The sequence below is a fragment of the Halomicrobium sp. HArcht1-1 genome, from assembly GCF_058933285.1.
This window is the reverse complement of the sequence record NZ_JBZYDL010000001.1, coordinates 1,861,507-1,877,794: the sequence shown is the minus strand read 5'-3', so window position 1 is coordinate 1,877,794 and position 16,288 is coordinate 1,861,507. Positions and strand designations below refer to the sequence as shown.

At 66.9% G+C, this 16,288-nt stretch carries 20 protein-coding genes; 10 read left to right on the top strand and 10 right to left on the bottom strand.

All coding sequences use genetic code 11. The features are described from left to right. Window positions 1–10 precede the first annotated feature (10 nt). Window positions 11–1,048: a tyrosine--tRNA ligase gene (locus AC5FRZ_RS09860; protein ID WP_493564491.1), complete on the bottom strand. Its 1,038-nt coding sequence runs from the start codon at window positions 1,046–1,048 to the stop codon at window positions 11–13. Window positions 1,049–1,194: 146 nt separating this feature from the next. Between AC5FRZ_RS09860 and AC5FRZ_RS09855 the strand changes: the two genes are divergently transcribed. From AC5FRZ_RS09855 to AC5FRZ_RS09845, 3 genes are all read left to right on the top strand, one after another. Then, window positions 1,195–1,644 carry a DUF7960 family protein gene (locus tag AC5FRZ_RS09855; RefSeq protein ID WP_170094533.1) on the top strand — a complete coding sequence of 150 codons (450 nt, stop codon included), beginning with the start codon at window positions 1,195–1,197 and terminating at the stop codon, window positions 1,642–1,644. Between the two features lie 141 nt (window positions 1,645–1,785). Further along, window positions 1,786–2,823, top strand: a complete 1,038-nt coding sequence (gene asd / locus AC5FRZ_RS09850) for an aspartate-semialdehyde dehydrogenase (RefSeq protein ID WP_493564490.1) — start codon at window positions 1,786–1,788, stop codon at window positions 2,821–2,823. A gap of 42 nt (window positions 2,824–2,865) precedes the next feature. Next, a complete protein-coding gene (locus AC5FRZ_RS09845) occupies window positions 2,866–3,255 on the top strand; it encodes a hypothetical protein (RefSeq protein ID WP_493564489.1) in 390 nt (129 codons plus the stop codon). On the opposite strand, the gene AC5FRZ_RS09840 is transcribed toward AC5FRZ_RS09845, so the two are convergent. Further along, window positions 3,252–4,205 carry a D-2-hydroxyacid dehydrogenase gene (locus tag AC5FRZ_RS09840; protein ID WP_372480761.1) on the bottom strand — a complete coding sequence of 318 codons (954 nt, stop codon included), beginning with the start codon at window positions 4,203–4,205 and terminating at the stop codon, window positions 3,252–3,254. The two genes, AC5FRZ_RS09845 and AC5FRZ_RS09840, sit on opposite strands and share 4 nt — an antisense overlap. A 224-nt stretch (window positions 4,206–4,429) precedes the next feature. On the opposite strand from AC5FRZ_RS09840, the gene AC5FRZ_RS09835 reads away from it, so the two are divergent. Both AC5FRZ_RS09835 and AC5FRZ_RS09830 read left to right on the top strand, forming a co-directional pair. Then, window positions 4,430–5,023, top strand: a complete 594-nt coding sequence (locus AC5FRZ_RS09835) for a response regulator (protein WP_170094529.1) — start codon at window positions 4,430–4,432, stop codon at window positions 5,021–5,023. A gap of 66 nt (window positions 5,024–5,089) precedes the next feature. Next, window positions 5,090–6,448 (top strand): NAD(P)/FAD-dependent oxidoreductase, encoded by a 1,359-nt coding sequence (locus AC5FRZ_RS09830; RefSeq protein WP_170094528.1) that lies wholly within the window; start codon window positions 5,090–5,092, stop codon window positions 6,446–6,448. 403 nt (window positions 6,449–6,851) lie between these two features. On the opposite strand, the gene AC5FRZ_RS09825 is transcribed toward AC5FRZ_RS09830, so the two are convergent. Together AC5FRZ_RS09825 and AC5FRZ_RS09820 are read right to left on the bottom strand one after the other, a co-directional pair. Then, window positions 6,852–7,181, bottom strand: coding sequence for a hypothetical protein (locus tag AC5FRZ_RS09825; protein ID WP_208625933.1), 330 nt, complete (start codon window positions 7,179–7,181; stop codon window positions 6,852–6,854). Window positions 7,182–7,184: 3 nt separating this feature from the next. Continuing rightward, window positions 7,185–7,559 (bottom strand): hypothetical protein, encoded by a 375-nt coding sequence (locus tag AC5FRZ_RS09820; RefSeq protein WP_372480763.1) that lies wholly within the window; start codon window positions 7,557–7,559, stop codon window positions 7,185–7,187. A gap of 177 nt (window positions 7,560–7,736) precedes the next feature. On the opposite strand from AC5FRZ_RS09820, the gene AC5FRZ_RS09815 reads away from it, so the two are divergent. After that, the gene (locus AC5FRZ_RS09815) at window positions 7,737–8,528 is read left to right on the top strand and encodes a YihY/virulence factor BrkB family protein (protein ID WP_170094525.1); all 792 of its coding nucleotides are present in this window, start codon (window positions 7,737–7,739) and stop codon (window positions 8,526–8,528) included. Between the two features lie 144 nt (window positions 8,529–8,672). Here AC5FRZ_RS09815 and AC5FRZ_RS09810 read toward each other — a convergent pair whose 3' ends face one another. Further along, entirely contained in the window at window positions 8,673–10,493 is a 1,821-nt protein-coding gene (locus AC5FRZ_RS09810) for a bacteriohemerythrin (protein ID WP_493564488.1), read from the bottom strand. A gap of 105 nt (window positions 10,494–10,598) precedes the next feature. Here AC5FRZ_RS09810 and AC5FRZ_RS09805 point away from each other — a divergent pair, with 105 nt between their 5' ends. After that, window positions 10,599–11,030: a pyridoxamine 5'-phosphate oxidase family protein gene (locus AC5FRZ_RS09805; protein WP_493564487.1), complete on the top strand. Its 432-nt coding sequence runs from the start codon at window positions 10,599–10,601 to the stop codon at window positions 11,028–11,030. 9 nt (window positions 11,031–11,039) lie between these two features. On the opposite strand, the gene AC5FRZ_RS09800 is transcribed toward AC5FRZ_RS09805, so the two are convergent. Then, window positions 11,040–11,234, bottom strand: coding sequence for a CopZ family metallochaperone (locus AC5FRZ_RS09800; protein WP_153553634.1), 195 nt, complete (start codon window positions 11,232–11,234; stop codon window positions 11,040–11,042). A 106-nt stretch (window positions 11,235–11,340) separates the two neighbouring features. Here AC5FRZ_RS09800 and hisD point away from each other — a divergent pair, with 106 nt between their 5' ends. From hisD to AC5FRZ_RS09785, 3 genes are read left to right on the top strand one after another with little or no spacing between them, the layout of a single operon-like run. Then, the gene (gene hisD, locus AC5FRZ_RS09795) at window positions 11,341–12,615 is read left to right on the top strand and encodes a histidinol dehydrogenase (RefSeq protein WP_493564486.1); all 1,275 of its coding nucleotides are present in this window, start codon (window positions 11,341–11,343) and stop codon (window positions 12,613–12,615) included. A 14-nt stretch (window positions 12,616–12,629) separates the two neighbouring features. Next, window positions 12,630–13,124 carry a GNAT family N-acetyltransferase gene (locus AC5FRZ_RS09790; RefSeq protein WP_493564485.1) on the top strand — a complete coding sequence of 165 codons (495 nt, stop codon included), beginning with the start codon at window positions 12,630–12,632 and terminating at the stop codon, window positions 13,122–13,124. A gap of 43 nt (window positions 13,125–13,167) precedes the next feature. Beyond that, the gene (locus AC5FRZ_RS09785) at window positions 13,168–13,533 is read left to right on the top strand and encodes a HesB/IscA family protein (RefSeq protein WP_015763402.1); all 366 of its coding nucleotides are present in this window, start codon (window positions 13,168–13,170) and stop codon (window positions 13,531–13,533) included. Between the two features lie 3 nt (window positions 13,534–13,536). Here the strand turns inward: AC5FRZ_RS09785 and AC5FRZ_RS09780 are convergent, their stop codons facing one another. From AC5FRZ_RS09780 to AC5FRZ_RS09765, 4 genes are all read right to left on the bottom strand, one after another. Beyond that, entirely contained in the window at window positions 13,537–13,737 is a 201-nt protein-coding gene (locus AC5FRZ_RS09780; RefSeq protein WP_015763403.1) for a dodecin, read from the bottom strand. Between the two features lie 122 nt (window positions 13,738–13,859). Beyond that, window positions 13,860–14,519 (bottom strand): DUF2238 domain-containing protein, encoded by a 660-nt coding sequence (locus AC5FRZ_RS09775; RefSeq protein WP_170094519.1) that lies wholly within the window; start codon window positions 14,517–14,519, stop codon window positions 13,860–13,862. Next, window positions 14,516–15,133, bottom strand: coding sequence for a hypothetical protein (locus tag AC5FRZ_RS09770; protein WP_493564484.1), 618 nt, complete (start codon window positions 15,131–15,133; stop codon window positions 14,516–14,518). Before AC5FRZ_RS09770 ends, AC5FRZ_RS09775 begins: the two co-directional genes overlap by 4 nt. A 43-nt stretch (window positions 15,134–15,176) precedes the next feature. Beyond that, a complete protein-coding gene (locus AC5FRZ_RS09765) occupies window positions 15,177–16,106 on the bottom strand; it encodes a metal-dependent hydrolase (protein WP_493564483.1) in 930 nt (309 codons plus the stop codon). Window positions 16,107–16,288 lie beyond the last annotated feature (182 nt).

The following is a 16,288-nucleotide window of genomic DNA, read 5'->3' as shown; positions in this document are numbered from 1 at the left end:
GGTCACGGTGCTACTGGTCGTACTTCTCGGGGTAGGCCTCGGCGAGCAACTCGGGGCGCGCGTCGAGTCGCTCCCGAATCGGCTCGATCACGTCCGAGACGTACTCTCCGGCGGCGGGCTTGAGGTCTGCCGGGTGGAGCTCCTCGCTGAGGAAGTCCGCTTCCAGTTCGTCGAACTCGTCGTAGACGAGGTTCCCGCCGTACTCGTCGGGGCGCTCGACGACGAAGGATTCGCCGCGCTCTTCGAGCACCGGGAAGACGAGGTATTCGAGGTACTCCAGTACGCCGTTGTCCTCGCGCTCGCCCATCGGACAGTACGCGTCTTCGATCTTCTCGACGACGGCGTCGTGGCTGTCGTTGAGGTTGACCTTCGTGTCCTCCTTCGAGGCGCTCATCTCTTCGCCGGTGAGCCCCGACAGCAGCGGCGCGAAGATGCAGACCGGCGCGTCGTGCCCGTGGTCGGGCAGCGTCTCGCGAGAGAGCATGTAGATCCCGCGCTGGTCGTCGCCGCCGTAGGCGATGTCGGCGTCGAGAGCTTTCACGTCGAGGGTCTGCATCAGCGGGTAGATCAGCCCGCCGAGGTTCGGGCTCTCGGACTCGCGGACGACTCTGCTGCCGGCCCGCTGGGTCCTGGCGAGAGTCGTCTCGGCCGCCATACGGTACATCTCCAGGGTGTACTCCTCGTCGAGCTGGAAGTCGGTCCCGCGGACGAACGAGATCTCCGCTGGGTCCGCTCCGGCGGCCTCGATCATCCCCTCGATGGCGACCTGGTAGTACTCCGAGCGGGCGTCGAGCAGGTCGAAGGGGCTCTTCTCGTCGTCGAGGTGCGCGTGCAGGTCGGCGATCAGCACCGTCACGTCGATGCCGGCCTCGATGAAGTCCGCCAGCTTGCGCATCGTCGTGTAGTGTCCGATGTGCATCTCACCCGTGGGCGCGTAGCCGATATACGCCGAGGGAGTGCCGTCGTCGAACAGCGCTTCGAGTTCCTCTTCCTCGATGACTTCGAGCGTGTGACGCGTCGCCAGTTCGAGGCGATCGGCGGTGTCCATACCTCTGGTACCCCACCGCGGTGATTAAAACGTTCCATCTCCCCTCGCCGCGAGCGACACACTCGTACTGCCGACTGTACTTTCGTGAAGATCGTTCACAGATGTACAGCCGGTAGTCTCAACTGGCCTGGGGCCAACACACTCCCATGTACACCGGGACCACGGAAGAGCCGTGCTGTCTGTGCGGGACCGAGGAGACGGCCACCCGGATCGACCTGCCCCCGCGGGCCGTCCAGTTGATGCGACACGGCGACCCCATCGCCTGGCGCGACATCGAAAGCACCGTCACGGTGTATTTCTGCGCGGACGACTGGGAGACGGTTCGCGATCTCGTCCTCGAAACGGGCATGAGCCCTCTCTCGCGGTGCAACGTCGCCCACGCCTCGTTCGACTTGCGCGAGGACTTCGAGGCGCTGCTCAACGACGTGCGCGAGGAACCTGACCAGCGGCCACGCGAGCGCGAGATGCTCGCCGACGCCCGAGAGACCATCGAGACGTACGGCGAGGACGACCACGTCGAGGAACGGGACGTGGTCGAGGCACGGATCGTCACCTGGGCGCTCGAAGACCTCGGCGAACGAGCGACTACCGAGTGATCGGGCGGTTGGAGTACCGTACCGGACCCCACGCGGCGGGACACCGTGCGATCGACTCGCGACCGGCGGCGGGCGGTACGACCTCCAAGGAGTCGCTCGCTATCCAAACTGTTTTGACTGGTCACGGCAGTGTGTGAACCGATGACTGTACGTGTAGGTGTTCTGGGGGCCACTGGTGCGGTCGGTCAGCGACTCATCCAGTTGCTCGAACCGCACCCCGATTTCGAGATCGCAGCACTGACTGCCAGCGAATCCAGTGCCGGCAAGACGTACCGAGAGGCGGCCAAGTGGCGCATCGACGCGCCGATTCCCGAGGACGTGGCCGAGATCGAGGTCGGCGCGACCACGCCCGAGGACGTGCCCGACGACGTGGACCTGATCTTCTCGTCGCTCCCCTCCGGCGTCGGTGCCGAGGTCGAACCGGAGTTCTGCGAGGCGGGCTACGTCGTCTCCTCGAACTCCTCGAACGGTCGCATGGACGAGGACGTGCCCCTCGTGATCCCCGAGGTCAACGCCGATCACCTCGACGTGCTCGAACGCCAGCGCGAGGAACGCGGCTGGGACGGCGCGCTCCTGAAGAACCCGAACTGCTCGACGATCACGATGGTGCCGCCGCTGGCGGCACTGGACGAGGCCTTCGGCCTGACGGACGTGCGCGTCTCGACGCTACAGGCCGTGTCGGGCGCGGGCTACGACGGCGTCACGTCGATGGAGATCATCGACAACGCCATCCCGCACATCGGCGGCGAGGAGGAGAAGATGGAGACCGAGTCCCGGAAGCTGCTGGGTGGGTTCGACGGCACGGCGATCGAACTCCACGAGATGGACGTGGCGGCTTCCTGTAACCGCATCGCGACGCTCGACGGCCACCTCGAAAACGTCTGGGTCGACACCGAGGACGACGTGACTGTCGCGGACGCCGAGGACGCGCTACGCTCGGCATCGGGTATCGACCTGCCGTCTTCGCCCGACCAGCTGATCCGGGTCTTCGACGAGCCCGATCGGCCCCAGCCCCGCCTCGACCGCAACATCGAGGACGGGATGGGCGTCGCGGTCGGCGGCGTCCAGGAGACGACCGACGGACTCCAGTTCAACTGCCTCGCGCACAACACGATGCGCGGTGCGGCGGGCGCGAGCGTCCTCAACGGCGAACTGCTGGCGGCGAACGGTTACCTGTAGCGACCGGCAGCCTTTTTCTGCAGTGGCGTCGTCCACGAGACAATGGTCTCTCGCGAGTCGAAGATCCACGCAGTCGTCAGCGTCGTCGGCCTCGCGGTGCTCGCGGCGGGCGCGGCGCTGTTCGACGTGTCGATCTGGTGGCACCAGGCGACCGTGATCGGGGCGTTCTACGCCGTGATCTTCGGCGGGACACACGCCTACTTCGTTGTCCGTGGCGGCGGCGGTGACGTCCCGCTGACCGCCCGCAAGCGGTTCCTGCTCGTCCTCGGTGGTCTCGTCGTCCTCCTGCCGCTGGCGGTCGTCGCGGGTGAATGGACCGTCGGGCCGATACCGATCCGACCGGTGCTGACCGCAGTGATCCTCGGGGTCCTCGTCTGGTACCTGATCGCGGAGGGGCGGGCGGGTTACCGTGCCACAATGGCCGAAGATTAGAGGGGGATCTGGTTCCGGAGCCCGTCCCACTCGCCAGTTTCTGCGGCGCGCCTGACGTTCTCGGCGAGGATGTCGGCGGTGCGCTCGTAGTACTCGGGCGTGTGGCCGGAGGCGTGGGGCGTCACGAAGACGTTGTCGAAGCCCCACAGCGGGTGGTCCTCGGGCAGCGGCTCGGGATCGGTCACGTCCAGCTGTGCCGCGCCGATGTAGTTGCTCTGGATCGCCGACGTGAGCGCGTCGGTGTCGACGACGCCGCCGCGGGCGACGTTGACGAAGATCGCCTCGGGGTGCATCGTCCGGAACAGTTGCTCGTCGAACAGCTCCTCGGTCGCGTCGGTCAGCGGGCACGCGACGGCGACGTACTCGGCGTCGGTGACGGCCTCGTGGATCTCGTCGAAGCCGTACACTTCGTCGGTCGGTCCGCCCTTCTCCGGGCTGTAGCGGACGCCGACGGTGTCGACGTCGAACCCCGCGAGTCGGTCGACGATGGCCTGCCCGATCGCGCCGAGCCCGACGACCGCCACCGTCGAGCCGGCGAGTTCGCCCGACTGGAGGGCGCGCCACTGTCGCTCTCGCTGGCGGCGACGCGCCTCGAAGAAGCGCCGCGTGAAGGCGAGAAACGCGCCGATCACGTGCTCGGCGATGTTCGGGCCGTGGACTCCCGAGGCCGTCGTCAGCGCGATCTCTCGCTCGGCGAACTCGTCGAGGGGCAGGTGATCGTAGCCGGCGTAGATGCTCGCGAACAGCTGGATCTCGCGGGCGTGATCGAGCAGTTCGTCGTCGAACGGCCCGGCCGAGACCACCGTCGCCGTCTCGACGGCCGCTCGCTCTTGCTCGGGGGTCCGTGCGACCGTGACCGTCGCCTCGGGCAGTCGCTCGCGGACCGCGTCGGCGTACGATTCGACCGGCAGGCCGTGTGCTTTCTGCCGCAGGATGGCGATCTCAGTCACGCACTGCCACCTCTGTTTGGGCCAGGGACATAGTGGTCGTTCCAGCCAGTGGCTCAAAACAGTACTGTCACGGAGACCGGCGGTGGACGCCCTTCGCTGCACCGTTCCTTTCGTCTCACGCGTGGGGAAATATCGATAGCGACGGATCGAGCGCCGACATCGACGGGTCGCGGGCCGCTTCGCGATGCCACATTTAATGATGGTGTGGTTCCACGGTCGGTGTAATGTGTGGTGACTGGGACACCGTGCTCGTCGTCGACGACGATCCCGCCTGCCGGGAGCTCCACTCGATCTGGCTCGACGACGAGTACGAGGTGCTGACCGCCGCCGATGGGCGGGCGGCGCTGGATAAGGTGGGGGACGCCGACGTGATGCTCCTCGACAGAGAGATGCCCCAGATGAACGGGGCGGAGGTGGCACAGCGACTGACCGAGCGACCGGACGACTGTTTCGTCGTCATGATCTCCGGCGTGGAGCCGGACTTCGACGTTCGAGAGTTGATCGTCGACGACTACCTGACCAAGCCGGTGTCGCGAGAGACGGTGCTCGACGTGGTCGAGACGATGCTCTCACGGGGTGCCTGCCGGCAGCTGCTCCGGGAGTACTTCTCTCTGACCGCGCGGAAGGCGACGCTCGAACTCCGGATCAGTCGGGACGCGCTCGGGGACAGCGACGAGTACCACGACCTGATCGCCGAACTCGAGGCCACGCGAACCACGCTCGACGACCGTCTCGAACAGTTCGACGGTCACTGGCGACAGGCGATCCTCGCGGCGGTCACCGATGATCTGGGATCGGAGCCGCGATCTGTCACCTGACCGTCGGGCCGTCGCGCGATGAGTGGCGAGCAAGGAATTTAAGCCCCCTCCGAACAGGGGTGGGGTATGGAGCGCGTAGATGTCGCGATCGTCGGCGGCGGGCCCGCCGGTACGTCTGCCGGTCGGGCAGCCGCCGAACAGGGTGCCGAGGCCGTCGTGGTCGAGAAGGGGGTCCCGAGAGCCGACCGTGACGGACTGGGCCCCGACTCGACGGACGCCGCCGGCTTTCTGGATTACTGGACCGAACTCGCCGGCTTCGGTCCCGACGAGTTCCCCGACTCTGTGAAGCTCGCGGAGCTCGACGGCGCGGAGTTCATCGGGCCCAACGAGTCGGTCCTGATCGAAGAGACGGGGATCGACTCCGCGTATCCCGGATTCGGCTTCACGTTCCAGCGAGCCCGCTTCGACGACTGGCTGCGCGACCGCGCCGAAACAGCGGGCGCTCAGTACCGCGTCGGCACGAGCGTCACTGGCGTCGACACCGACCTCTCGGGCGGCGTCGAGCACACGCTGGCACTCTCGGATGGCGAGTCGATCGTCGCCGACGCGCTCGTCCTCGCGGACGGCCCCCAGCGGACGGTCACCGGTCGCGTCCTCGATCAGTTCCTCCCGGCGGACGAGTCGCTCTCCGAGCGGCTCCCGTCGACGGAGGCCAACCACATCGCCTACCAGGAGCACCGCCGGATGCCCGAGGAACTGTTCCCCGAGGACCGAATCCAGTTCTGGTGGGGCGTGATGCCCGGCCACACCGCCTACCCGTGGATCTTCCCGAACGACGACAACGTGGCTCGGATCGGGCTCACGATGCCGATCGGGCTGGACATCGACGACTACGACGCCAGCGAGTGGGCCCTGCTTCGGGAGGACGACGACAAGATCCCGCAGGGTCGCACCTACGTCGAGCGCCTGCTCGAACGGGAGTTTCCCGACTACGACCTCGACGACTTCCCGCTGGTCGAGGATCGGGGCAAGACCGACGGCACGGAGACGTACCCGATCTCTTCGACCCGGCCGATCGACTCGCCGACCGACGCGAACGTCGCCGTCGTCGGCGGCGCGATGGGCGCGACCTCCGCCTTCCACGAGGGCGGGGACCACGTCGCCGTCCGAACCGGCTCTCTCGCCGGAGAATTGGCCGCGACCGACGCCCTCGACCGCTACAACGACGCCTGGAAGGACGCGCTCGAATCCGAGATCCTCCGCAACGTCGCCTTCGCCGACCTGGTCGAGGGGTACGATCCCGCGACCTGGGACCGCGTGTTCGCGACCGTCAACGCGATGCAGACCGTCGACGGGTCCCTGTGGCGACAGGCCCTGGCCGCCGGCACGCTGGGGCTCAAGACCGTCGCCGGCTACAAGTGGCGCAAGTTCCAGTACCGCGACGGCGGCTACGTCCAGCTCGCCGAGTCCGAGTACACCGTCTGAGACGGATTGTGTAGCAGTTTACCGGGATCGTCTCCCCCGTGGCGACGGTCGCCGGCCAGCACCGACAGTAAACCGTTTGCATCCCTCCGCCGTGGTCGCGGCCGGACCGCAACCCCTTACCCGTCCGACGGAGTATCCCCGACTGCGTGCCTTTTGTCCCCGCCCGAGGCCCGTCCTTCGGGACGATGACAGCGCGGCGAACCCGGGCACGCGACATTCGACTCGACGGCTGACGCCGTCTCGCCACATGGAGGCGTTTCACGCCTCCCGGTTCAGTGGTACGCACCACTTCACCACTCGGTTGCGCTACGCGCAACCCGCCCGACACGAGGGTTTGCCGGTCGACAGGGCGCACTGCCCCGGATGATGCCGGTCGTTAGTGTTTCGGGCGTACACTTTCGAACTACCGCAGATACATCTCCAGTGAGTCTACGACGCGATCCGCGAATGCATCAGTAACTCGGCCCTGCCACGCAACGAGGTCTTCGCTTCGGGGCGAGTGGATCGCCCACGGCGAGACGAACGACTCTCGTGGAACACCGCCCGTTTCCCAGACGCCCTCCCCGAGACGAAGCGAGTCGTCGTATTCCTTCGTCGAGATAGCGACCGCGACGTGTTGCTCGTCGGCGAAGGGGTGGGAACTGTTGTTCACGACGAGCCACGGTCGCTGGCGGTCAGTGCCAAGTTTGAACGGATCGGTACTCCTGACGACATCGCCGCGTTCCGGCTCCATCGATCACTCGTCCTCGCTCGAATTCTGTTCGCTTGGATGGGGCTGGTCGGGTGCGGCAGCGTCCCAACGCTCCGACTCGATTCCACCATCGGCTTCGTCGAGCTGTTCGCTCACGTCGTGCAGATCGTACGCTGCGGCGACCCGTTGTTCGTCCTCGGTGAGTGCCCAGTACTGCCCTCGATGACGGACGAGACCACGCTCTTTCAATCGCGTGAGCGCGGTGCCAACCGTGTTCGGGTTCTCGTCGATGGCAGTAGCTATCTCTGACCGAGTAAACGCCGCGTCCTGGTGCGTGTTGAGGTACCTAATCACCTGTTCGGGGACGCTCGGCCCCTCCGGCAAGTCACCCGATTCGAACTCGTCAATACTCACGGGCATACTGCGAAATTAGCGTGCTCACGTAATGAATGTACTGCTGTACTTTGAGTGCGGATCAGCTGGTGAAACCTCGCCCGGTAGTGTTTCGGGCGACAGTTCCCTTCCGCAGACAGTCTCCCGTCCCGATGGACGCGGAGCCACCGCCGCATTCAACCGGGTGCCCGCTGTACGTGACGTATGTCGATCCTTCGTTCGGTTGTCACGCTCGCTCGCGACCGGAACGTTACGTTCCTCGCGGCGGGCATCGCTTACTACGCGTTCGTGTCTATCGTTCCCCTGCTGCTGCTGGCGATCGCCGTCGCCTCGACGCTCGGTGGCCAGGCGTTCGCCGACCGGGTCGTCGCAGTGCTGGGCCGGATGCTCTCGGCGTCGGGCCAGGAACTCGTAGCGGGTGCGCTCACCGACACCGCCGGGCGGGGGACGGCCTCGCTGGTCGGCTTCCTGGTGTTGCTCTGGAGCGGACTGAAGCTCTTTCGCGGACTCGATCAGGCGTTCGACGAAGTGTACGCCGCCGAGGTCCACACGTCGCTCCTCCAGCAGGTGCGGAACGGACTGGTCGTCGTCGTCGGCGTCGCACTCGCGGTCGGGACCGCGGTCCTCGTCGGTCTCGTCCTCTCGATCCAGCCCTGGCAAATCCCGTTCGTCAACGTCTTCGGGACCGTCGCGCTGGTCGTCGTCATCACCCTCGCCTTCCTGCCGATCTACTACGTCCTGCCGCCGGTGGACGTGTCCCTGCGAGACATCCTTCCCGGTGCGGTGATCGCTGCCGGCGGGTGGGTCCTGCTCCAGCTCGGGTTTCGCGTCTACGCGGCCAACGCCGGGCAGTACGCGGCCTACGGTATCCTCGGGGCCGTCCTGCTGTTCGTCACGTGGCTGTACTTCGCGAGCATCGTCGTCCTGATCGGCGTCGTCGTCAACGTCGTCTTGCGGGAAGTCGGAGCGGACTCGCCGTCGGAGCCGGCCGCGTAGCCGGCGTCTCCCTCGTCCTCCTGCGGTCTCCGTGGACGTCTGTGGTTCGGTGTGGCGACGTGGGTCATATACCGGCTGTAAATCTGTGACCGATTTCGCCACCCCGGGGTGGCGAAGATCGTCACGAAGTGACAGCCGGCAGTATCACTCCGAGAGCCCGAGATCACTGCCGTCGATCGAACCGTCGTCGGTACGGAACCAGCCGTCGTGTACTGCCCGCTCGGTCGCCTCGGGATCGTTGCAGTAGCCGTCCGTGACTGTCGGACCGTCGATCAGGACGTCGCTGTCGGCCGAGAGCCCGACGGTGACGCTGGGCAGTGCCTCACCGACGCTGTCGCGCTCGAAGTCGTCGGGGCCGTTGATCGTCCCGACGGCGCTCGTCTCGGCGGTCCCGTACAGTTCACACAGGGGGACACCGAGGCCGTGGAAGAAATCGAGGAGGTGATCGTCGAGGCGACCGGTACTCGACAGTGCGTAGGTCAGGTCGTCGAGGCCGAACTCCTGGCGCAGCGGCCGATAGGCCAGTCGTTCCGCCGCCGCGTACTTCAGCGGCGTGCCGCTGCCGTCGATCACGTCGCGCCCGTAGCCGGTGACGCTCCCGGCGACCTTGCGCTTGGCCCAGCCGAAGGAGCCGATTCGGTCCTGAAGCTCGCCGTACAGCTGCTGGTACAGCTTGGGGACGCCGATCAGCACGTCGGGGCTCAGTGCCGGCAGTGCCTCGACACTGCTTGCATGGTCGGTGTACGCGACGGTGGCCCCGGCGTCCCAGAGATAGTAGGCCCCGACGCGCTGGGAGACGTGTGCGAACGGCAGGAGCGCGGTCCCCGTCGCATCGGGATCCAGTGGAAGCGCGTCGCTCAGTGCCGCGATCGCCGCCCGGAGGTTCCGGTGGGTCAACTCGACGCCGGTCGGCTCACCGTCTGCGGGAACCGGATAGACGATCGTCGCGAGGTCGGTACCGCGGCGGTTCAGTCCCGGCAGAGAGCGCTGTGGCGACGCCGGCAGCGGCTCCGTGTCGACGACCACGTCGACTGCCCGCTCGACGGCCGATGGTGGGTCACTCGACGACGCGAACCCGTCGATCTCGGCGGTCGTGACGATCGATCGCAGCTGTTCGTCGTCGAACGAGGGATACAGCGGGACGGAGACGAGCCCGGCGAGGTGGCTGGCGAGGTCGAAGAGCAGCGCCTCGCCGTTCGATTCGAGGTCGATTGCCAGCCGATCGCCCGGCGTGAGCTCCGTCTCCAGGAGCCCGCCAGCGACCGTCGTCGCACGCTCGTACAGCGACTCGAAGGTCCGTTCTGTCTGCTCGTCGCCGTCGTGTTCGATCGTCGCCACGCGGTCCCCGTGTGTCGTCGCCACCTGTTCGAACCACGACGCGATCGGGCCGGCGGGGACGGACAGCTCGCCGCCGTCTAACACCACCTCTTCGACGGAGACTGTCGTCGTCGGCTGGGTCGTCTCGGGAGGTGACTCCGAGCGGCGACGCTGCCGGAGCGTTCCGGGCGTGTACTCGTAGGTCTCGTCGACTTCCGTCTGGTAGTACTCGCTGTAGCGCTGGTCTTCGTCACCCGCGGCGATGTGGCTGTCGAGCCAGTCCCGGAGGAAGGTGAGGACCTCCATCGTGACGTACTCGCCGTCCTCGTGACGCTCGCGAAAGTCGCTGACCGTCGACGCGAACTCCTCGTGCATCTCGCGGTGGTCGTAGAAACAGTCGGCACAGTCCATCGCGTAGCCACAGTCCTGCATGAACTCCTCCTCGTCGCCGAAGTGGTACTCGGTGTACCGTTCGAGTTCCCGGAGGATGTCACCGATCTCGTCCTGTGAGTGGCCCTCGTCCATGGCCGTGTGGAGGTCGTTGAGCAGACCGAACAGCCGCTTGTGTTGTTCGTCGAAGCGATCGATCTGTGTGCTGTAGCGTTCGTCGTCCCACCGGGCGAACGCGTCCTCGGAGTCCAGTTGCATACGCTGGGCTGGCCCCAGCACCCTCAAAAGCACCCCCTCCAGTTCCCGGTGGATGAAAACAGAGCAACACGCACAACAGGGAACCGGTCGACCACGCACACAGCGATGCGTCAACTCACCGACGAAGCGATCGCCGAGGTCCTCGCGGCGAACGGTATCGGCGTCCTCGCCTTCGGCGAGACCGGTCGCTATCCTTACGCCATCCCCGTCGCCTTCGGTTACGACGCGGACGCCGACGTCTTCGCCCTCCAGCTCGAAGGCGGGACGGACAGTGAGAAACACCGGGCGCTGGAGCGCCATCCCTACGTGTCCGTCACCGTCTTCGAAGAGACCGAGCCGCGGGACACCTGGCGCAGCGTCGTGGTCAGAGGAAAGCTGGTCGAAACGAGCTACGAGGCCGTCGAGACGGCCTTCGCGACACTGGCAAAGCGGACGCGCTCTGCACCGAACCCCGTGGTCTGGGGGGACTCGGAGAGCGTGACGCCGTACGAACTACAGATCGAGGAGTGGAGCGGCCGGTCGTTCCCGATCAGTTGAGCGACGAGCCTACGTCTGGGCCGAGTAGCCCGCTTCCTCGACTGCTTCGACCAGGGCCGCCACGTCGGCGTCGCCCTCGACGCTGGCACGCTCGTCCTCGTGGTCGGCGCTGGCGTCGGTGACGCCACTGACGGCTTCGAGAGCCTCTTCGACGGTCTGTTCACAGTGCTCACAGGACATTCCTTCGACGGACAGTGTCGTCATACGTTCGCCCGTAGGGACGGCTCGTTTATTCGGGTTGTGGCTCGGCCCCCGCTCGGGGCGGGCCGTGGATGGCAAACCGTTTTTCCGTGCGGTCCGAACGACGGGTATGAACGTACGACGCGTCGGAGACCTCGGTCCGGACGAACGGCGCGCGCTGTTCGAGCGCGACGCTGGCGTCGAAGAGGTCCGCGACGACGTGCAGGAGATCGTCGATCGGGTTCGCGAAGAGGGCGACGTGGCGCTGCGGGAGTTCGCCGAAGAGTTCGACGGCGTCACCGTCGGCAACGTCGACATCACCGACGACGCCGAGCGCGCCGTCGAGGAGATCGACGAGGCGACGCTGTCGGCCATCGAGGACGCCGCAGCGAACGTTCGAGCCTTCCACGAGGCACAGTTGCCGACCGACTGGCGCGACTCCTTCGAGGGGCGCGAACTCGGTCGTCGGTACCGTCCCATCGAGAGCGCCGGTGCGTACGTCCCCGGCGGAACCGCAGCGTACCCCTCCAGCGCGCTGATGGGCGTCGTCCCGGCGAAGGTCGCCGGTGTCGAACACGTCGCCGTCGCGACCCCGCCCGCCGAGGAGATCAACCCGGTGACGCTTGCGGCCATCCACGTCGCCGGTGCGGACGTGGTGTACCAGGCCGGCGGCGCGCAGGCGATCGCCGCACTCGCCTACGGGACCGAGTCCGTCGACGCCGTCGACAAGGTCGTCGGGCCGGGCAACCGGTGGGTGACCGCCGCCAAGTCGATCGTCCGGGGCGACGTGGCGATCGACTTCCTGGCCGGCCCTTCCGAGATCATGATCGTCGCCGACGAGAGCGCCGATCCGGAACTGGTCGCCGCCGACCTCGTCGCCCAGGCCGAACACGACGAGAACGCCTCCGTCGTCGCCGTGACCGACGACGAAGGGCTCGCGGAGGCCGTCGCGGCGGCCGTCGACAGCCAGGCCGGCACGCGCGAGCGAGCGGACGTGATCCGCGGTGCCCTCGACAACGCGGCCTCTGGCGTCTTCCTCGCGCGGTCGATGAGCGAGGCCGTGCTGTTCGCCGAAGAGTACGCGGCAGAGCACCTCTCGATCGTCGCCGAGGACGACGAGTCGATACTCGACCGCATCCCCTCGGCCGGGTCGGCGTTTCTCGGCCCCTACAGCGCCGTGGCGGCGGGTGACTACGCCAGCGGACCGAACCACGTGCTACCGACGGGCGGTCACGCACGCGTCACCGGCGGGCTCTCCGTGGACTCGTTCCTGCGCTCGACGACCGTACAGCGCCTCTCCGAGGAGTCACTGGCCGACATCGAGTCGACGATCACCACGCTCGCGGAGGCCGAAGGGCTCGAAGCCCACGCCGAGAGCGTCCGCAAGCGATTCGACGACGCCTGAGCGCCCACTCCCAGATGAGGGTCGCGACACCGATCGAACGAGCGACGATCCAGGACCTCCCCGCGATCCAGCGGGTCGCCGACTGGAGCTTCCAGGCGGCCTACGCCGGACTCCTCGACGAGCAGTTGCTCGCCGCCGTCGTCGAGGAGTGGTACGCGACCGAACGGCTCCGCGAGCAGATCACCGATCCCGACAGCCTGTTCCTCGTCGCACGCCGCGGCGGCCGTGTCCGTGGCTACGTCAACGTCGAACCGGACGACCCACCCGAGACGTACTATCTCTCGCGGCTCTACGTCGAGCCGCTGCTGTGGGGCAACGGCATCGGGAGCGAACTGCTCGCTGCCGTCGACCGCCGGCTGTCGGCGGTGTCGCTCCGACTCACCGTTCTGGCCGGCAACGAGCGAGCAATCGGCTTCTACGAGCGACAGGGGTTCGAGTACGTCACCACGGAGACGACGACGTTCGGCCCGACCGCGGTCGAGGAACACGTCTATCGCAAGCCGCTGTGATCCCGGCGTCACTGTTAACACGTTCGGGAGCAACTGTATCCGTATGAGCAGTACCGTAGACGCGGACCCCGGGGGGACAGGTATCGACGTGACCGAGCCGGCGGCCGCGGAGGCCGTCGATCTCATGGAGGGCGAACAGATGGACGTCGACGAGGCGGGGCTTCGGCTGTTCGTCCAGCAGGGCGGCTGTGCCGGGCTGTCGTACGGCATGCGCTTCGAGCACGAGCCCGAGCCCGACGACCAGGTGTACGAACACCACGGTCTCCGCGTGTTCATCGACCAGTCCAGCCTCAACTACATCGAGGGCTCCGTGCTGGACTTCGAGGGCGGACTGCAGGGCGAAGGGTTCCACGTTCGCAACCCCAACGTCGAGAGCGAGTGTGGGTGTGGCGAGTCGTTCCGGACCTGATCGTCACTCCTCTAGCTCGAAGGCCACCTCGACTTCGGCCTGGTATTCGCGGCCCTCGACGCCTGCGATCTCGACGCCCATCTCCTCGACCTCTGCCCACTTGAGATTGTCCAGCGTCGCCTCCGCGCGGCCGACGGCGTCGTCGACGGCGTCGTCGAAGCTCTCGGCACTGGTTCCGATCAGCGTGATCTTTTTGAAGACCATGTTCATCGTTCACAGCCACCAGTGATAAAGGCCGGGACCACCCGGTGTCGTGGGGGATCACGAGGGCTTTCGGTGTCTACGAGTCGGAAGATGAAGCGGCTTGTTTGAACACTACCGCAGTGTCAGGTCGATCGCGTGTCCAGCGTCTCCGAGAGGATGCCGACCACGTCGGTGAGGTACGCCGTTCCCCACACTGCGACGACGACGGCACCGATCGTGTCGAAGACGAGATCCAGCATCGTATCTCCCAGTCCGTACTGCGTGAGAACGGGGGCACTGCCCACACTCGCGGCGGCCGTGCTGACGGCGAACTCGATGACCTCCCAGAGGACGCCGAACGCGAGCACGAACAGGAGGATGAACACGAACATGAACCGGGGCGGAATGTGGATCCCGTCGCTGTGCTGGTCGAGCGATCGCACCGTCGTGTACCCCGCCGCGGCGACGATCGACGACGAGAGGGCGTGCGTGAGGTGATCCCACCACCAGATCGTCGCGTAGAAGTTCGCCTCTGCGCCGGGCAAGCCGACCGTGCCCAGCGCGTGGAGCCAGACGGCACCGGTGATCCACAGCGTCAGTCCGGCGTCGAGCGGAATCTCGTAGTCCCGTTCGAGGACGGCCGGCAGCTGGGCGACCAGCAGCCCGATGCCGGTGTTGACGATGATCCCGGTCGAACCGCGTTCGATCCCGATAAAGAGCATCCCGATCAGCGACAGCTGCATGAGGCGTGTGAGCCGTCGCTGTGCCGACGCCGAGACGCCGATGCGGTCTCTGAGTTTCATCGCGACACCTCTGGCGGGAGATGTTCGGTCGCCTCGACCTGCCGGCGCACGTAGAACGCGAAGATCAGCCCGGCGGCGACACCGGCGACCGTCGAGGCGACGAACTCGACCATCAGCGCGTGTTCGATCTCTGCCTCGGGAACGCCGGGCTTCAACAGCAGCGTCGTCTCCAACAGGATGTCTGCCGACCACCGGAAGACGGCCCAGACACCCGCCATCGCCAGCGTCGTCACGACGACGAAGGCAACTGCGAAGCCGTCCGTCATCCGGACCGGGGTAAAGAGATGGAGTTCCACGACGACGACCAGCGAGATCGCCGCGACGGAGAGATACGTCGCGACCTGGCCGGTCACCGGCACCGTCGCGTAGGCCCGCCCGAGCACCGGGAGGGCGGCGAGACCGGTCACTTCCCACGGGAGGGTGGTCTGCCAGCTCCGAAAGCGGACGGGTGGCAGTACCGCCAGCGCGACGACGGCCAGCGCGAAGGCAGCCCACCAGAGCCGATCACGCCAGACGCTCGTCGCGATCGCGATCACGAGCAACCCGATCAACAGCCACGAGAGGACGGCGTTCGTTCGCTGGTGGCGGAGGAGCCGCCCGATGTCGCTACTCATGTTTGGCCCCCATGTCGTCCGCGGTTGAAACAGTGTCGACCGATCACAGCACCGCGAGGTAGACGACCAGATACGAGAGCGCGGCTGCCGTCACCGCGGCCAGTCCCGTCGCGCACGCTCTGGGCCAGTCGACCGCCCGGAGCTGTCTGCCGAACAGTTGACGCTGGGTGGCTCCGAGCACTCCGAACGCCAGGACGGTGAACACGAACTGGTACGACGCCTCCAGCGTCGGGGCCGGCAGTGCGACCGCCGCACCGGCATACGAGAGCCCGAGGACGGCTTTGCGGTCGATCTGTGGTCGACCCGCCCGACCGGTCAGGCGCAGGTAGACGAGGAGCCCGAGCCAGAGGGTCGCCAGCTCGATCCCGAAGGCCCCGAGCAGGTGCAGGGTCGGATCGGCCGCGAGCGCGATCCGCTCCGTGACGACCGGGACGTCCAGCGGATACAGAAAGACCGGCGGCTCGCCGGTGAACAGGTCCCCGAACGGGTGTGTGACGAGCCCCACGAGCGCCGTCGCGAGAACGGCACCCGACGACAGCCCCCGGCGAGCGGCGAACTGGGTGATCACGAGACCACCGACGCCGAACAGCACCGTGACCGCACCGGCCACCGAGCCGGCCGTCGCGGTCGCGAGGACTGCCAGCCCGGCCAGCACGGTGGCAGCGACGACGCGGCCCGCGCTCGACCGACGCCACAGCGAGAACGCGGCCGCCGCGCTCGTCCCGAACACCAGCGAGTGGGTCGGACCGCGATGGACGACGTTCCCCGTCGACCAGAACGCGTCGGTCGCGTCGAACACGCCAGAGACGCCGTTGAGCAGTCCCAGCGGCCCATAGAGGATGTCGATATCCGGGAGCGTCGCGAACAGGCCGGCGACGATCGCCAGCTGGAGCGCCCGGTGGCTGTCGATCTCGCGAGACAGCGCCACGGCTCCGACCAGCGCGAACGCCGCGACGCCGTGACCCACGAACATACGCTGTGTTTGACCGTGAGCGCGTATAAGTGTCTCGCGCCCGTGGTAGCACGTCTCTCGGCACTGGCCGCTCGTCGTGCCAGGCGCGCAGTTGCCCCCGTCGAGGCTCGGACGGACGGCCGGAGACGCTCATCCGGTCGGCCACACGACTGCGTGGTGGGTCTGAGACAGATCTGAGACGG

Excerpts from the sequence above, each read along its gene's own strand:
- AC5FRZ_RS09860 (WP_493564491.1), bottom strand. The coding sequence starts at position 1,048 with ATGGACACCGCCGATCGCCTCGAACTGGCGACGCGTCACACGCTCGAA.
- AC5FRZ_RS09855 (WP_170094533.1), top strand. The coding sequence starts at position 1,195 with ATGTACACCGGGACCACGGAAGAGCCGTGCTGTCTGTGCGGGACCGAG.
- asd (WP_493564490.1), top strand. The coding sequence starts at position 1,786 with ATGACTGTACGTGTAGGTGTTCTGGGGGCCACTGGTGCGGTCGGTCAG.
- AC5FRZ_RS09845 (WP_493564489.1), top strand. The coding sequence starts at position 2,866 with ATGGTCTCTCGCGAGTCGAAGATCCACGCAGTCGTCAGCGTCGTCGGC.
- AC5FRZ_RS09835 (WP_170094529.1), top strand. The coding sequence starts at position 4,430 with ATGTGTGGTGACTGGGACACCGTGCTCGTCGTCGACGACGATCCCGCC.
- AC5FRZ_RS09830 (WP_170094528.1), top strand. The coding sequence starts at position 5,090 with ATGGAGCGCGTAGATGTCGCGATCGTCGGCGGCGGGCCCGCCGGTACG.
- AC5FRZ_RS09825 (WP_208625933.1), bottom strand. The coding sequence starts at position 7,181 with ATGGAGCCGGAACGCGGCGATGTCGTCAGGAGTACCGATCCGTTCAAA.
- AC5FRZ_RS09820 (WP_372480763.1), bottom strand. The coding sequence starts at position 7,559 with ATGCCCGTGAGTATTGACGAGTTCGAATCGGGTGACTTGCCGGAGGGG.
- AC5FRZ_RS09815 (WP_170094525.1), top strand. The coding sequence starts at position 7,737 with ATGTCGATCCTTCGTTCGGTTGTCACGCTCGCTCGCGACCGGAACGTT.
- AC5FRZ_RS09810 (WP_493564488.1), bottom strand. The coding sequence starts at position 10,493 with ATGCAACTGGACTCCGAGGACGCGTTCGCCCGGTGGGACGACGAACGC.
- AC5FRZ_RS09805 (WP_493564487.1), top strand. The coding sequence starts at position 10,599 with ATGCGTCAACTCACCGACGAAGCGATCGCCGAGGTCCTCGCGGCGAAC.
- AC5FRZ_RS09800 (WP_153553634.1), bottom strand. The coding sequence starts at position 11,234 with ATGACGACACTGTCCGTCGAAGGAATGTCCTGTGAGCACTGTGAACAG.
- hisD (WP_493564486.1), top strand. The coding sequence starts at position 11,341 with ATGAACGTACGACGCGTCGGAGACCTCGGTCCGGACGAACGGCGCGCG.
- AC5FRZ_RS09790 (WP_493564485.1), top strand. The coding sequence starts at position 12,630 with ATGAGGGTCGCGACACCGATCGAACGAGCGACGATCCAGGACCTCCCC.
- AC5FRZ_RS09785 (WP_015763402.1), top strand. The coding sequence starts at position 13,168 with ATGAGCAGTACCGTAGACGCGGACCCCGGGGGGACAGGTATCGACGTG.
- AC5FRZ_RS09780 (WP_015763403.1), bottom strand. The coding sequence starts at position 13,737 with ATGGTCTTCAAAAAGATCACGCTGATCGGAACCAGTGCCGAGAGCTTC.
- AC5FRZ_RS09775 (WP_170094519.1), bottom strand. The coding sequence starts at position 14,519 with ATGAAACTCAGAGACCGCATCGGCGTCTCGGCGTCGGCACAGCGACGG.
- AC5FRZ_RS09770 (WP_493564484.1), bottom strand. The coding sequence starts at position 15,133 with ATGAGTAGCGACATCGGGCGGCTCCTCCGCCACCAGCGAACGAACGCC.
- AC5FRZ_RS09765 (WP_493564483.1), bottom strand. The coding sequence starts at position 16,106 with ATGTTCGTGGGTCACGGCGTCGCGGCGTTCGCGCTGGTCGGAGCCGTG.